Origin of the sequence: Fibrobacter sp. UWH6 (assembly GCF_900142465.1) — a bacterium.
GTDB lineage: Bacteria > Fibrobacterota > Fibrobacteria > Fibrobacterales > Fibrobacteraceae > Fibrobacter.
In genome coordinates, this window is the sequence record NZ_FRAX01000018.1 from 1 (window position 1) to 15,417 (window position 15,417).

Here is a 15,417-nt window from a genome sequence, read left to right on the forward strand (position 1 = left end):
CTCCACAACGCTCTGGAATGCGAAGCCGACGCCCTCTCTGACGGCGAACACGTTTACATTCCGTCCGTGATGGAACACGTGGAACTTGCAGGTGTTCACTCCGGTGACTCCGCCTGCATTATTCCGCCGGTAACCATTACCGAAGCAAACTTGAAGACCATCAAGGATTACACTCGTAAGATTGCAGAATCCCTCCACGTTTGCGGCCTTATGAACATGCAGTATGCAATCGAAGACGGCAAGGTTTTCGTTCTCGAAGCCAATCCCCGCGCATCCCGTACCGTGCCTCTGGTTTCCAAGGTCTGTAACACTCAGATGGCCCGCCTTGCTACCCGCCTCATGATGGGTGAAAAGCTGGAAGATTTGAAGCTGAAGGACAAGAAGTTCAAGCACCACGGCGCCAAGGAAGCTGTGTTCCCGTTTGACAAGTTCCCCAAGGTTGACCCGGTTCTCGGCCCTGAAATGCGTTCCACCGGTGAAGTGCTCGGCCTCTCCGAAGACTTCGCCCTGGCTTACTACAAGAGCCAGGAAGCAGCAGGTTCTATCCTCCCGTCTTCCGGTGCCGTGCTGATTAGTTTGTCTGACAAGACCAACCTCTGCGACCAGGCCATCGAAGTGGGTCAGCGTTTCCAGGAACTGGGCTTCAAGATCTACGCAACTGAAGGTACCGCCAAGTTCTACGAAAAGGCTGGCGTCAAGTGCGAAGTGGTGAACAAGATCGCCGAAGGCCGCCCGAACGTTCTGGATGTCATCCTGAACAAGCAGGTGAACCTCATCGTTAACACCCCGTGGGCTCGCCGCGACGCTGTTGCCGATGAATCCGCCATCCGTAAGGCTGCCATCAAGTACAAGACTCCTTACATCACCACCCTGGCCGCCGCTCTCGACACCGTCAAGGGCATCGCCGCCGCCAAGGCTGGCAAGGGCGAAGTGAAGAGCTTGCAGGAATATCACGCAAGCATTGAAGAAGTGTAATGTAAACGTCATCCTGAGTGCGTAAGCACGAAGGATCCATGCCCGCGAAAACGGGAATCTAGCCTAAACTTAAAGAACCCCGTCTCATTGGAGGCGGGGCTCTTTTGCATCTATTTGTTTTTGCGATAGAAATATCTATATTGTTGTCAAAGGAGTTTTAAAATGTGTCAAATTGAAAAATTGCAAGAACTGTACGACGAATGCAAGAAGATTAATTTTGACGAAACTTCTGACATTCTTGAAAAGGCTCGTTCTGAAGAAGAAGCCCGTTTCTTTGCGTTGGTAAGCGATTTAATTTTGCAGCAGAAGCAAGAAGAAGTCATCGCCGCAAAGAGGTTTTAATTGCCTAAATACATTGTTTTCGCAGGTCCCAACGGTTCTGGGAAATCAACCCTATACCAAACAAATAGGGATATTTTCGACATTCCTAGAGTAAATGTTGACGAAATTGTTCGCCAAAACAATGGAGATTGGAGAAATGCCGCTGATGTCGTAACGGCTGGCAAGATTGCAATTCAGAAAATCAAGACCTATTTTGCTTCTTTGACTTCTTTCAACCAAGAAACTACTCTTTGTGGTAAAAGTGCCATTCAAAACATCAAAAAGGCACAAAGCCTTGGTTATACAATTGAACTTTATTTCGTGTATGTGGATTCTGTAGAAATTGCAAAGCAACGCGTTCTTCTGCGAGTTGCCGCAGGTGGGCATGGAATCCCCGAAGCGGACATAGAACGGCGCTATAAAGAATCTCTTGAAAAGCTAAAAGAAGTTCTCCCACTATGCAATAAAGTTGAACTTTATGACAATTCCAAAAGATTCAGACGAGTTGCATTAATAAAGTCTGGTAAAACAATTGCCGTTTCAAACGATGTTCCAGAATGGGTTAGGAGTTTGTTGAAATAATTCCTGATTTGTCAAACTAATTCCTTAATTTTTAGTTATTTTTGTTAAAAATAGAGTTTTTGCTCTTGTTCTCCAATCGAAATCTAGACAATTTCATCTAAACGAGGACAAGGCGAGCGCTCACGCAGGCATGCCGTTTTGACGGTATGTTTCAGTTTGTCGTGCCGGCTTTTTTCAAGCTGGTCTTTGGTCGTATGGCCATGGGCAACAGCCCTTTCGGGGCGTGGGTCGTTTGCGTTTATCGTTTAGAGGCAGTCTAGAGCCCCGATTGGGTAAATGCAGCGATCCGCGTCCTTTTTTTTTCTAAAAAAATGATGCGGTTCTTTGTTGAACGAGGGCGGACTCCATAGGTGTATACAATGGAGGTTTTTGTGGCTGTGGAAAATAAACCGACAATGAAGATGTATGCGGTTCGCATCCAAGCGGATTTGCGACCGAATCAAACGAATCGCTATCAAGAGTATCCTTTATGGGAAGAATACGACCACGTTTGGCGTCCGGAAATAAAAAATAGAGTCGGTCTTCAGAATGGTTTCCATGAATGCGTAAATTTCAAAAATTTTGAAGGTCAAATACAAGGCTACCTTCCACCCAAACCTGGGGGCGATAGCGATTGGATTGATGACGATGATGAAGTATGCTTCGTTTTCGTAACGAATAAGTCTAGAATATCAAAGGCTGAAGCTGAGAATTTGGGCTTATACGACACTATTATCGGGATCCAGGTTGGATGTTGCATGACTTGGGGTGTGGATAGTGATAATTGTTTTTGGCTTGAACGAAATGATGTTCCTCCAGATTTGCAAGAGTATCTTGACAAGAACAGCTTGAAAGATTTTGGCAAAAAAGGTGTGCATAACCTGACATACCATTATACTTGCCCTAGTGAAAATTCCTTGTTGCTCAGTCGTCCCATTCCCAATGCGTCAGAAAAAATTTTCCCACGCAAAGAACACAATGATTGTGTATGGGGAGTAAACTCTGTTCGGGAAATCAAGATAAAACCAGAGCGAGTAATTAGGGCAATTGATAAGTATCTTGAAGGAACGGGGCAATACCCAAAATGGAAAACCTTAAAAAAGAAGATTTGCAAATAAAAATGAAGGAGAGCGAAATGACATTTAAAGACTATCTGAATTCCTCTAATAGACAGCCTATTGGAATATTGACCACGTGGCAACGGAATACAGACTTGACAAAATTAAAAGTTGAAAAAGATTTGATAAAATTTTTCTCAGTGGGCAGGGGATGCCAGGAAACGTTGGTCTTGATTGTTCATACAAAAAAGGACGGTCTCATTGCCCCGCATACGGAACATCAATATTTTGAAGATGCAGGCAACATTGAGATTTCTTGGGGACGAATTAATCAAGTTTACGAAGACGGTTCCTTGTGTTGCCTCAAAGCAGAAGGCCCGTTTTGTATAGATGATGGATTCAAAAAAGTTTTTGCAGATGTCTTTGATTTTCTGACCTGGGATGAATTTCTTGATGTGGACGGCAATATTAGTGAATTGGCTTTGAAATTGATAAAAAACAGAGTGTAAGGGAGTTTATATGCGTTATTTATTATCCGTTTTATTAATTACATCGTCCATCATTTGGGCGGCAAAAGAAGAATGTTTTGAACTGACTTCTGACAGTAGTATCACTATTGCTGCTGGTAGTTGGAGCGATTGCGAAAAACGATGCTCAAAAAATAATGGTTTTGAGAAAGGTTATGCCTGTTTTTGGGGGTACGATAAAACAAATCAAGAGCATCTTGAAGAATGGTACCATAAATTTATCCCTGCTGACGAACGCAAACATTATAGTCTGAAAGATTATAAAAATAATTTTTGCGAGACTCTGACATCTAGCATTGATTCTGTTTTTCAAAATGATGATTTGGAATATGTAAAAGGTGCGTTAAATAAGCCGTTGGCCAAGTTTTCATTTTGGAGTAAGTATAGAGATTTTATTTTCTTTTGCGATGCCCGCAACTTTAATCGTGTCGATAGTAAGATTAAAATGGGTGGAATTACTCCATCTCAGTTTGCAGATACTCTTCTTGGCTTTAGTCCAGGCCGATCAAAATTATTTTCTAAAGAGGAATGGACGAAAGAAGATTTCTTTTGGTCATTTATTTTGTCAAACAAGCAACCTTATTTTGAGTCGCTAGGAAAGAACATTGATAAAGAGTATAATCGAATTGAAAAGGAACAGTCTAATTGGCTGAAGAAAAATAAGTCTAAATCTACGGAATTTTATTTAAATGTTGTTCCTAAAAAACATTTCATTTCCAATGAAGATTCTGTGAATGATTTGAAATATGATGATTATGTTTCGTATTTGGTTAAATTGAAGGATGAAATGAAAAGCTTATCTCCCAAGTGGATGCCTCTTATTGATAGAGAACTTCAAATACACCAGCAAATGTCTGCGGATTGCTATTGTCTTTTAAAGGAATATGAAGGTGATTCATTGTGCAGGAGGCAAGAACGAAATATGGTGCCTTATGAAGCATGGATTAACACATTTGAATCAAGGCTAAGGAGTGGCTCAGATTACTTTAAGAAGAATTGTAGCGTTCTTGATGTGACGGAAAAAATTGCTTCTACAATATCAGCTTCGCTAGAGGACTATTACTGGGTTTCTGCTCGAAACCATAATCAGGTGAAGTCTTACTTGATTAATTATCCAGAAGGAAAATACAAAACAGAAGCGGAAGATTTGCTGAAGGCAAATCGGGTTCCTATTCCTAAGCTGGTTAAACAAGTAAATGAAATGTATGAAGATGGTGAGTCCCTAAATAAGATAATTGGTCTTATAGATAAATATCAAGATGATTATGATGAGAAATATAATGAGACATTGAATAAGCAGAAGGATGTGTTCTCCGGGCTAAGAGATACGTTACAGACTCTGATGGAAAAATGGAAAATAAATGTAAAACGAAATGAGTATATAGAGTCTGGTTGTTCTTTCCGAACCAAAAAAGGCGCATATGATGTTGAAAAGGATGATTTGTCTAAATTGCCAGAAAAGAACGGTGCTTTGACCTGCTATTATCCGTTATTGCAATATACTGGAGAAACTGTTCGTGTTTACGGAGATGACCAAGATGCAGAAGATGTATTTGCTGTTGTAAAACTTGATGCGAATATCGTTGATCGAAAAATAAAGAACGGAATCGCAAAAGGGTTTGGTCTCGAATTAGGAAAAGTTTATGAGGATGTCATAACCAATGGCCTTCATAAGGGTGTAATCCATTTAGATTATGCAGTGGATGTTATGTTTGATGAAAAAGGATATTCAATAAAATTCTTGCTTGAAGATAATGAGAATGAACTGGATAATGTCCAAATACGAAATATGTTCTACATTCTGAATTCAAACAAGAAGAAGATCAAATATTTGTTCCCTGATAAAATATTGGCCTCAGATGAAGATCTTGCGTTTAAGGCGAAAGTAACGAAGAATCAAGTCAAAGAAGTCTATTTCTACACAGGGAATCAAAATGTTTCAATTCCCTTGAATAATCTGGGCGAAATAAACGGAAAAATCAAATACTGGGATTCGGATATAGGAAATGTTGAAATTTTTGTTGATGCTAATAAACCGATCTTAGACGGCAGTGCAAATTCAAAGATTACGCAAGTGAAAATTAAGGGCTGTACATTCAATCCCCCAAGAAAAATTGTTTCGTACAAAAAAGTGAAGAAAGACAAGATTCCGGTTTATGAGAAGTATTCAAAGCAGTGTGAATCTATTGCGGATGAAATGGGAATGGACGTCCTTCTTACTCCATGGAATCAAAATGCCTATTATTATCATCAAGCATTTATTCCTGATTTCCTTTATATCTATGTAGAATAATTAAAAACACAACGGAAAAAGACCTCGACAAGACTTGTCGAGGTCTTTCTTGTATGTTAATTGCGCTACATATTAAATAAAAGTTGTTTTATGGAGAAACAGAGTATTACAATATTTTCGCGTTAGGGATAGTGACCCGTATGGGCCGAGACTTTAGGCTCGGTGAGCGAAGCGAGTATAGCCCGACCCGTGCGGAGCGCGGGGAACGCCCAAAAGAGAACGTATAATCTCGCAAAACTGAATTCCTCCACGTTTCCAGAAACGCCTTCGGTTCGATCATGCCCAAGCAAGCTTGGTCGCGACACTCACCTTGAGACGTTTTGCGGTCTCATGAATATGCAGTACGCCATCGAAGACGGCAAGGTTTTCGTTCTCGAAGCCACCCCCCCGTGCATCCCGTACCGTGCCTCTGGTCTCCAAGGTCTGTAACACTCAGATGGCCCGCCTTGCTACCCGCCTCATGATGGGTGAAAAGCTGGAAGATTTGAAGCTGAAGGACAAGAAGTTGTAGAAACCCAATGCGCCTCGGTCATGTGCAAGCAAGCTTGCCCGCGACACTCGGCTTAAGGGTTTTCAAGCACCACGGCGCCAAGGAAGCAGTGTTCCCGTTCGACAAGTTCCCCAAGGTTGACCCGGTTCTCGGCCCTGAAATGCGTTCCACCGGTGAAGTGCTGGGCCTCTCCGAAGACTTCGCTCTGGCTTACTACAAGAGCCAGGAAGCCGCAGGTTCTATCCTCCCGTCTTCCGGCGCAGTGCTGATTAGTTTGTCTGACAAGACCAACCTCTGCGACCAGGCCATCGAAGTGGGTCAGCGCTTCCAGAAACACCTTCGCCTCGGCAATGTCCACGCAAGCGTGGCCGCTGCACTCGGCTTACGGTGTTTTCCAGGATCTTGGCTTCAAGATCTACGCTACCGAAGGCACCGCCAAGTTCTACGAAAAGGCGGGCGTCAAGTGCGAAGTGGTGAACAAGATCGCCGAAGGCCGCCCGAACGTTCTGGATGTTATCCTGAACAAGCAGGTGAACCTCATCATCAACACCCCGTGGGCTCGCCGCGACGCTGTTGCCGATGACAAATGCACAAGGCGAATGCCGCGACAGAAAACTAGTTTTCTGGCATGGCTGAGCCAAGCATTTGGGCTATGCCCATGCGCCATCCGTAAGGCTGCCATCAAGTACAAGACTCCTTACATCACCACTCTCGCCGCCGCTCTCGACACCGTCAAGGGCATTGCCGCCGCCAAGGCTGGCAAGGGCGAAGTGAAGAGCTTGCAGGAATATCACGCTTCTATTGAAGAGGTTTAATTAACTTCTTCTGGGCGTTGCCCGGCCAAAGTCACTGAGCTTGCCGAAGTGGGCCGGGCCGGTGCCTTGCGCTATAAAAAGACCGAGCTGGAAAAATCCAGTTCGGTCTTTTTTTACAGAAAAAGCTTCGCCTCGGCCATGTCGAAACAAACAAGTTTGTTCGCCGCGGCACTCGGCTCGATTTTTTTCGTTCAGCCGCTTCGCGTCCTAACCCTTACGGGCAGCGGCACCTAACGCAAAAATCCAGACGATGTCTGGATTTTTCTATTTCAACAGTTTAATGAAATCTTCAGGAGAAATGCAAGAAATCCTGGAATTTTCAAAATCCTTCGGGTTTCTTGTAACAATGTAGTCTGCTCGATATTTTTCAGCAACCTCGCTTTGAACACAATCTTCAAAGTCTGGAAAATTTTGATACTCCAAAGCTCTCACGATAACATTCTTATTTACATCTCCGACATCGAAAAGCTCTGTAAGATTTAAGAGAACAGTCCTTCTTGTGGCGTCATCGTAAACCTTGCGGAGAATGTAGAACATGTTTGTGAAAGAATGGGCTGCAACACAGCCATCGAAGACATTCTGCCTTCTTGCATCAACAATAGACCTTGCAAATGCGAAATATGGTTCACGTTTTACAACGTAATCCATTAGGACGTTGGTGTCAATAAGAGCCCTCATCCGACAAACCTTTCATCACGCCAAGATGCAAGTTCCTTTTCGTAGTCCAGTTCAGGAGCTGCCTTGATAATCTTCTCAAGGGTGTCAAAGGCCTGATCTCGTGCAGTTTGCTTTTCTTTGGCATCCCTTAGGAGACCTTCCAAACCGTCAAGGATTTGAATGACATAAAAAACCTTGTCATCAGACAAAGTCTCAATTCGCTTAATGGCATCCATTTGTAGCGTTGTCATAATAACCTCCTTGGATAGTTTCCCATAAAATATATGAAATCCACAAAAAGATAACGATGTTTTGCTGTAAAAACAAGCTGTTTTGATAAAAAATTAAAATGGTAGATTATTGAAACCACGAAATTTGGACCGTTGTGGAGTTTGATAAGAGGGGTGTCGCATGACCATACTCATTGTTAAATTGCCAAAAATAAAAGGAAAATAACAATGTCAAATGCCCGCTATAACGAAGAAATGCGGCTTCAAACTGTAAAACTGGTCCTGAAAGGCGACAAGTCGGCCGCAAAAATCGCCAAGGATCTCGGAATCAACCAGAATACGGTAAGTCCATCAAATACAAAATATGTATCAAATCAATAACTAAAGTTATTGATTATTAAAAAACAATTAATTTTAATGAATAGTCGCAATTTCAACCCATAACAATAAAACCCCGTCAGTTTAGTTCATTCTGGCGGGGTTCTTATTTTATAGTCGAAATTTACTTTCGTCCGTTCAGTATGCGGCTTATGGTTTTCGTAAGGACGATCATGTCAATGGGTTTTGTCACATGGTCGTTCATTCCGGCTTCTAGAGCGGCACGGCGGTCTTCCTCAAAGGCATTGGCCGTTGTCGCAATAATGGGAATGTTCTTACGGGAATCAGGAAGCTTACGAATTTGACGGGTAGTTTCATAGCCATCCATTTTAGGCATTTGGATGTCCATCAAAATAAAGTCGTAATAGCCCGGGTCGGCCTTAGTCAACATTTCCAGACATTCACAACCATCTGCGGCACGTTCAACCTTGAAGCCAACTTCTTCCAGAAGCGTCGTTCCGATTTCCACATTCAGGTCGTTATCTTCTGTGAACAGAACTCTAAGACCTGCAAGATCCATTTTTTCTGCATCGGAACTTGACTTTTCAGAAACAACATTTTCTTCACAGGTTTTATGGACAAAGCCAAGAGTAAACTTGGTTCCCTTTCCAAGGCTACTTTCTACTTCAATGGTACCGCCAAGCAGGTCCACCAGTTTCTTCACGATGGGTAAACCAAGACCAGTTCCCGCAATCTTGCTTTCGGTGGAATTTCTTTCACGGACAAAGGAATCGAATATATGGGGCAAGTAATCTGGAGCCATACCGATACCATTGTCTGAGAAGATGAAATCGTAAGCGGCATAGCCTTCCTTATCGCAAGGCTTTTCTGTCAGTTCGACGTTAATGGTTCCGCCTTCTACAGAATACTTTACAGCATTACTCAAAAGGTTTACGGAAATTTCGCGCATCTTCACAACATCGATGCAGACATTTTCGTGAACAATATTCACGGCAAAATTCATGGTCAGATGATTTTCTTTAAGGGAAGCCTCAAAGATACTCGACGTAACCTCGACCATTTCGCGCAGATTAACCGGACTTTCCACCACCTCGGATTTACCACTTTCAATGCGAGCCATTTCAAGCACATTGTTAATCAGCGAAAGCAGGAAGTCTCCGGCATTCATCACCTTCTTCAGGTATTCCTTCACCTTGGCCGGATTATCGCTTTCCTTTTCGATTAGGCTTGCAAATCCAAGAATGGCATTCATGGGAGTACGGATATCGTGACTCATGTTGTTAAGGAACGTCGTCTTCGCACGGCTGGATTCCTCTGCAGCGGCAAGGGCCTTTTTCAGGAGTTCCTGCTGTTCTTGTTCATTGGCCACAATTTCGGTAGCGTCACCGTGATAACCACGGAGACAGTAGGCCCCATCGGGCAAACGCACTGCAGTTCCACCACAACGGTTATACACGATTCCCAGCTTAGGATGATTCCAGCGGTAAAGCGCTTCGGCAAACTGGCCAGACTTCATCTTTTCAACAGCAGCACCAAATATGGGGACATCTTCCGGGATGATTCTCGACGCGAAGTATTCATGCAAGTCTTCCTCAGACATGGAACCGCCATCAACGCCGATCAGTTCGTAGAACTTTTCGTTTCCATTCAACAGACTGGGCAAGCCTTCTCTAAAGGTAACAAACCAGACCCCAAGTCCGGCATTGGTAATAATGTCGTTGTATTCCGCCAATTTTTTACGACTATTTTCTGCATTGACAAGAGCCGTTTCCGTCCGGACGATTTCATCCTTGTCAAAGACGACGCCCCAAATTTCATCTTCGGCGCCTTCGGTCTTGATCAAGCGGCCACGTTCTTCCACATGTTTCCAGGAACCATCCTTGCAGCGCAGGCGGTAGCTGACAGTATAGATTTCACTATTTTCCAGCGTGGGAATATCCTGTCCAAAGTCATCGGGATGAACAATCCCCTCAAGGCTACCACCAGATACCGACAGCAATTCTTCTACAGTATAGCCGAGCATTTGCGCAAACTGTTCCGACACATACTTGAAGGAAAAGGCATCGTCATTCCGTCCAATCTTAAATCCACCGCGGATCGTTTCGGCGATAGTCTTCGCCTGCATTTCACCACGCATCAGGAGCTTTCTCATTTTTTCGTTGACGTGCTGCAGCTGGCGGTTAAAATTGGCCAGGTCCTTCATATGACGGTGTTCTTCAGCATCACCCATGTACATGCCGATATAGACGAACACAAGGGCAACACTCAAGCCCAGTTCCGAGAAGCATCCCTTCAAGTTCATAAGAACCTGAACACAGGATCCAAATACGGGGGGAATCACATACAGTAACAGGAAGCTGATCGCTCTAGGCTGCAGCGAAAATTTTCCCTTGGAAGTCTTTTCACGAAGCAGGTAAACAAATACACTCAGCACGTAAGAGTACGGCACCAGCAGTTGCAGCAAGAACAGGCTTCCGCGACGGTAGGCACCATTCTCATCAATATAAAACACCCAATGGGTCTTAAATGAAATTAGGCAAACCAGGGCATAGGCAATCAGGGGGATGGCAACAAACCATTTCTGTTTCGTAAACTTTTTGTTCTTTCTAAGGGCAAACAGACGGAACATCCAGACAGAGGCAAGATAGCTGGCCACAGCCGGGAACACCACCAACAGAAAATAGAGCAGACATTTACCCCACAAGGGGAAATCGACTAATCCATGCTCCGAGCAGATGACACCGATTGCGGAAATCTGAAGCAAAGTCACAGCCAGCGCAAAAGCGCTGAACGACAAATGCGACGAAGATTCCGCTCTTTGAGAAAAAGCCTTGCCCAAGACAAATAGGTCTATACCAAGGAAAAATAACGCATGAACTACGTAAACTACACCTGCATCCATATACAATATCCCGTTCTAATTATTACAATAATAATATAAACAAACATTGCTCACTTTTATTTGGCGGGTCCTCCAGAAAGTGATTATTATAGCATCTTTAGGGCACCGCATACCTTACAATTTATGTAAATGCACAAAATCTTTTATTTTTCAAGCAATTACGTTAAGACGCAGCCTATTTTATTCATTTTTTGTAAAAAATTAGACCGTTTCACCCCTCTTTTTCCCAAAATAAAAAGGATTTTTTTTATAAAACCACCTATTGCCGAGGGGAATCTCCTTTTCTATTTTTGCACCCGATGAAGAGAACTGAAGTACAGAATCTCCAGCGTGCACTCCAGGGTGCAGCACCGGCAATCCAGAAAGTCGGTTGGGTTTCTACTTTTCAAGACGTTGTTTCTGTTTTCAGTTTTAGTGTTTTTAAGGCAAAGGCTTTTAGCTTTTGCCTCTTTTTTTGCTCTACGAAAAGGGGCCGCGCAGCACACCCCTCCGCGTCATTCTGAGCGAAGCGAAGAATCCAAAAGAGTTTTAATTAGAACAAGTAAAAAGGTAAAACGATGAACGATAAATTCAACTGGAAAGCAAAGCGCGATCGCAAGGCATTCATTGCCCTGGCCGATGGCACCGTATTCCACGGCTACGCATTCGGCGAAGCCAAGGACACTGTAGGCGAAGCAGTGTTCAACACCGGTATGGCCGGCTATAAGCAGATTCTGACCGACCCTTCTTACGCTGGTCAGTTCGTAGTGTTCACCACCGCAGAAGTGGGCGCCTACTCCGCTAACATCGAAAAGTCCGAATCCCGCCAGGTGTTCCTGAACGGTATCGTCATCAACGACCTTTGCGACGCCTCCGAAAACGTGGGCGAACAGTCCCTGGATTCCTACATGAAGGAACAGAAGAAGGCCGGCATCGCAGGTGTAGACACCCGCGCCCTCACCCTCCACCTCCGCAACAACGGCGCCCAGAAGGCCTACCTCCATGTGGAAGACTCCGAAATGTCCGAAGCAGACGCCATCAAGAAGGCTCAGGAATGGATCGGCTTGGATGGTCAGGACTACGCTTCTGTAGTAAGCGACCCCAACGGCTACGAATTCTCCACCGAGGGCAAGTACAACGTAGTTGCTCTGGATTTCGGTATCAAGACAAACATCCTCCGCGACTTGGCCAGCCAGGACATGAAGGTGACCGTCATGCCCATCAACACTACCTTCGAGCAGATTCAGGCTAAGAATCCCGATGGCGTGTTCCTCTCCAACGGCCCCGCAGACCCCAACTCCCTGCCCCAGGTTGCAGCCCTCGTGAAGCAGCTCCTTGGCAAGTATCCTCTCATGGGTATCTGCCTGGGTAACCAGCTCCTGGGTCTCGCCCTCGGCGCAAAGGTTTCCAAGCTGAAGTTCGGCCATCACGGCTGTAACCATCCGGTAAAGTACCTGAAGACTGGCGCTGTAGAAATCACTAGCCAGAACCACAACTACGCCATCGACGAAACCAGCTTGCCCGCTGATGTGGAAGTCACCCACATCAACCTGAACGACAACACCGTGGAAGGCATCCGTTGCAAGAACTTGCCTGCATTCAGCGTGCAGTACCATCCGGAATCCGCTCCGGGTCCCAACGATTCCTACTACCTGTTCGAAGAATTTAAGAAGATGATTGAAGAATTTAAGAGGTAAGAGGTTCGCTCGCAAGCTCGCTAGGGGTATGAGGTCGGCGCAAAGCGCCTAGAGGACACCTCAAGAACAACCTCAAAGCGAAGCGCCCTCAAACCTCAAAGCCACGAAGTGGCGACCTGAACAAAGTTTATTAAAGAGGAATACACAATATGCCTAAGCGTACAGACCTCAAGAAGATTATGCTCATTGGTTCTGGTCCGATCGTTATCGGCCAGGGCTGCGAATTCGACTACTCCGGCGTGCAGGCCTGTAAGGTGCTCCGCCGCGAAGGTTACGAAGTGGTGCTGGTGAACTCCAACCCGGCAACCATCATGACCGACCCGGAAATGGCCGACCGTACCTACATCGAACCGCTGAACGTGGACATTCTCCACGAAATCATCCGCCGCGAACGTCCCGATGCATTGCTCCCCACTCTGGGTGGCCAGACCGCTTTGAACCTGGCCATGGAACTCCACGAAAAGGGTGTTCTGGAACGCTACAATGTGGAACTGATCGGCGCCAAGGCCGAATCCATCGCCCGCGCAGAAGACCGTAAGCTCTTCAAGGACGCCATGCTGAACATCGGCCTGGACCTCCCCCGCTCAGGTTCTGCACACTCCATGAGCGAAGCTCTCGCCATTGCAAACACCATCGGCAGTTGGCCTCTCATCATCCGTCCGGGCTTTACCCTGGGTGGTACCGGTGGCGGTATCGCACACAACCCGGAAGAATTCGAAACCATCGTGAACCGCGGTCTCGACGCTTCCCTGAACAACGAAGTCTTGATTGAAGAATCCCTCCTGGGCTGGAAGGAATTCGAAATGGAAGTCATGCGCGATAAGAAGGGCAATGCCGTTATCGTCTGCTCCATCGAAAACCTGGACCCCATGGGCGTTCACACAGGCGACTCCATCACTGTGGCTCCGATCCAGTCTCTTGACGATCGCGCTTATCAGGCCATGCGTGACGACTCCCTGAAGGTGATGGAAGCTATCGGTGTTGAAACCGGTGGATCCAACGTTCAGTGGTCTATCGACCCCAAGACGGGCCGTCGCATCATCATCGAAATGAACCCCCGCGTAAGCCGTTCTTCCGCTCTTGCTTCCAAGGCAACGGGCTTCCCCATCGCAAAGATTGCAGCCCTTCTCGCTGTGGGCTACACTCTGGACGAACTGAAAAACGACATTACTCAGTCTACCCCCAGCTGCTTCGAACCGGCTTTGGACTACGTCGTTACCAAGGTTCCCCGCTTTACCTTCGAAAAGTTCCCCAAGGCAGATAGCACTCTCGGCACCCAGATGAAGTCTGTGGGTGAAGCCATGGCTATCGGCTCCAACCTGAAGCAGTCCCTGCAGAAGGCTCTCCGCTCTCTGGAAACTGGTTTCGGCGGCTTCGGTGCCTGCGCCAAGTGCGAACAGTTCCTGGCTTACGACGACGAGACCTTGGCCAAGGAAGTTGCCCGCCCCAGTGCAGAACGCATCTTCGTGGTGTACGCCGCCTTCCGCCGCGGTTGGGACGTCGAAAAGCTTTACGCACTCACCAAGATTGACCGTTACTTCCTCCGACACATGGAAGAACTGGCCCAGTTCGAAGACGAAATCCTCTCTGCAGGTTCTCTCGAAAACCTCTGCAAGGACAAGGCTCTGTTCCGCCAGGCCAAGGAATTCGGCTATAGCGATATCCAGATCGGTTACCTGTTCCACAAGACTCCGGAAGAAGTCATGGCAGCCCGTAACGGTATCAACCTGAAGCCCAGCTACTATTCTGTAGATACCTGCGCCGGTGAATTTGAAGCCGTCACTCCGTACTACTACTCCTGCTACGCAGACAATACCGAACCCGTCCGCGAAGTACCTAACCGCGACAAGAAGAAGCGCATCATGGTGCTGGGCGGTGGCCCGAACCGTATCGGCCAGGGTATCGAATTCGACTACTGCTGCTGCCACGCTGCATTCACTTTGAAGAAGCAGGGCTACGAAGTCATCATGGTAAACTCCAACCCGGAAACCGTTTCTACGGACTATGATACTTCTGACAAGCTGTACTTTGAACCGCTGACCCTCGAAGATGTCATGGGCATCTACGAACGCGAAAACTGCTACGGCGTTATCGTTCAGTTCGGTGGTCAGACTCCGCTTAACTTGGCAATGCGCCTGAAGAAGGCCGGCGCCAATGTGGTGGGTACAAGCCCCGAGGATATCGACCTTGCAGAAGACCGCGACTTCTTTAAGCAGCTGGTTGACAAGGTGGGCATCAAGCAGGCCGAATCCGGCATCGCCCACAATGTGGAAGAAGCCCTCGCCATCGTAGACAAGATCGGCTACCCCGTTCTGGTCCGTCCCAGCTTCGTTCTGGGTGGCCGCGGCATGGTGATCGTCTATAAGGAAAAGTACCTCCGCAAGTTCGTGGAAGAAGCTGCCGCCATCGGCGAAGGCAAGCCCATCCTCATCGACCGCTTCCTGGAAGATGCTACCGAACTTGACGTGGACTGCATCAGCGACGGCAAGCACACCGTGGTTGGCGCCATCATGGAACACGTGGAACCTGCAGGTATCCACTCCGGCGACTCCGCAAGCGTCATCCCGCCCATG

At 46.3% G+C, this 15,417-nt stretch carries 11 protein-coding genes and 2 pseudogenes; 10 read left to right on the plus strand and 3 right to left on the minus strand.

Going from position 1 to position 15,417, the window contains the following annotated elements:
* The 7 genes and pseudogenes from BUB73_RS13565 to BUB73_RS18050 form a co-directional block, all read left to right on the plus strand.
* Positions 1-975, plus strand: a pseudogene (locus BUB73_RS13565) (carbamoyl phosphate synthase large subunit); the annotation flags it as partial.
* A 162-nt stretch (positions 976-1,137) separates the two neighbouring features.
* Positions 1,138-1,317 (plus strand): hypothetical protein, encoded by a 180-nt coding sequence (locus BUB73_RS13570; protein ID WP_073286632.1) that lies wholly within the window; start codon positions 1,138-1,140, stop codon positions 1,315-1,317.
* Positions 1,318-1,878: a zeta toxin family protein gene (locus BUB73_RS13575; RefSeq protein ID WP_073286635.1), complete on the plus strand. Its 561-nt coding sequence runs from the start codon at positions 1,318-1,320 to the stop codon at positions 1,876-1,878. It abuts the gene before it with no gap.
* 371 nt (positions 1,879-2,249) lie between these two features.
* Positions 2,250-2,975 carry a hypothetical protein gene (locus BUB73_RS13580; protein ID WP_139259224.1) on the plus strand — a complete coding sequence of 242 codons (726 nt, stop codon included), beginning with the start codon at positions 2,250-2,252 and terminating at the stop codon, positions 2,973-2,975.
* A 17-nt stretch (positions 2,976-2,992) separates the two neighbouring features.
* Positions 2,993-3,424, plus strand: a complete 432-nt coding sequence (locus BUB73_RS13585; RefSeq protein ID WP_175552221.1) for a hypothetical protein — start codon at positions 2,993-2,995, stop codon at positions 3,422-3,424.
* A gap of 10 nt (positions 3,425-3,434) precedes the next feature.
* Positions 3,435-5,735, plus strand: a complete 2,301-nt coding sequence (locus BUB73_RS13590; RefSeq protein WP_073286643.1) for a hypothetical protein — start codon at positions 3,435-3,437, stop codon at positions 5,733-5,735.
* Between the two features lie 324 nt (positions 5,736-6,059).
* Positions 6,060-7,040: pseudogene (locus tag BUB73_RS18050) on the plus strand (hypothetical protein); the annotation flags it as partial.
* A 264-nt stretch (positions 7,041-7,304) separates the two neighbouring features.
* Here BUB73_RS18050 and BUB73_RS13605 read toward each other — a convergent pair.
* Positions 7,305-7,718 carry a PIN domain-containing protein gene (locus BUB73_RS13605; protein WP_073233849.1) on the minus strand — a complete coding sequence of 138 codons (414 nt, stop codon included), beginning with the start codon at positions 7,716-7,718 and terminating at the stop codon, positions 7,305-7,307.
* Complete coding sequence (locus BUB73_RS13610) at positions 7,715-7,948, minus strand: hypothetical protein (protein ID WP_073233851.1); 234 nt, start codon at positions 7,946-7,948, stop codon at positions 7,715-7,717. The genes BUB73_RS13605 and BUB73_RS13610 overlap by 4 nt, the downstream gene beginning before the upstream one ends.
* Positions 7,949-8,155: 207 nt before the next feature.
* Here BUB73_RS13610 and BUB73_RS17020 point away from each other — a divergent pair, with 207 nt between their 5' ends.
* Positions 8,156-8,308, plus strand: a complete 153-nt coding sequence (locus tag BUB73_RS17020) for a helix-turn-helix domain-containing protein (RefSeq protein ID WP_112132805.1) — start codon at positions 8,156-8,158, stop codon at positions 8,306-8,308.
* Between the two features lie 121 nt (positions 8,309-8,429).
* Here the strand turns inward: BUB73_RS17020 and BUB73_RS13620 are convergent, their stop codons facing one another.
* Positions 8,430-11,030 (minus strand): hybrid sensor histidine kinase/response regulator, encoded by a 2,601-nt coding sequence (locus tag BUB73_RS13620; protein ID WP_175552222.1) that lies wholly within the window; start codon positions 11,028-11,030, stop codon positions 8,430-8,432.
* A gap of 695 nt (positions 11,031-11,725) precedes the next feature.
* Here BUB73_RS13620 and carA point away from each other — a divergent pair.
* Positions 11,726-12,844 carry a glutamine-hydrolyzing carbamoyl-phosphate synthase small subunit gene (gene carA / locus BUB73_RS13625; RefSeq protein ID WP_073286654.1) on the plus strand — a complete coding sequence of 373 codons (1,119 nt, stop codon included), beginning with the start codon at positions 11,726-11,728 and terminating at the stop codon, positions 12,842-12,844.
* A gap of 149 nt (positions 12,845-12,993) precedes the next feature.
* On the plus strand, positions 12,994-15,417 hold a 2,424-nt coding region (carB, locus tag BUB73_RS13630), incomplete at its 3' end, for a carbamoyl-phosphate synthase large subunit (RefSeq protein WP_073286656.1).

Coding starts and splice junctions, on each gene's coding strand:
- BUB73_RS13570 (WP_073286632.1), top strand. CDS start 1,138: ATGTGTCAAATTGAAAAATTGCAAGAACTGTACGACGAATGCAAGAAG.
- BUB73_RS13585 (WP_175552221.1), top strand. CDS start 2,993: ATGACATTTAAAGACTATCTGAATTCCTCTAATAGACAGCCTATTGGA.
- BUB73_RS13590 (WP_073286643.1), top strand. CDS start 3,435: ATGCGTTATTTATTATCCGTTTTATTAATTACATCGTCCATCATTTGG.
- BUB73_RS13605 (WP_073233849.1), bottom strand. CDS start 7,718: ATGAGGGCTCTTATTGACACCAACGTCCTAATGGATTACGTTGTAAAA.
- BUB73_RS13610 (WP_073233851.1), bottom strand. CDS start 7,948: ATGACAACGCTACAAATGGATGCCATTAAGCGAATTGAGACTTTGTCT.
- BUB73_RS17020 (WP_112132805.1), top strand. CDS start 8,156: ATGTCAAATGCCCGCTATAACGAAGAAATGCGGCTTCAAACTGTAAAA.
- carA (WP_073286654.1), top strand. CDS start 11,726: ATGAACGATAAATTCAACTGGAAAGCAAAGCGCGATCGCAAGGCATTC.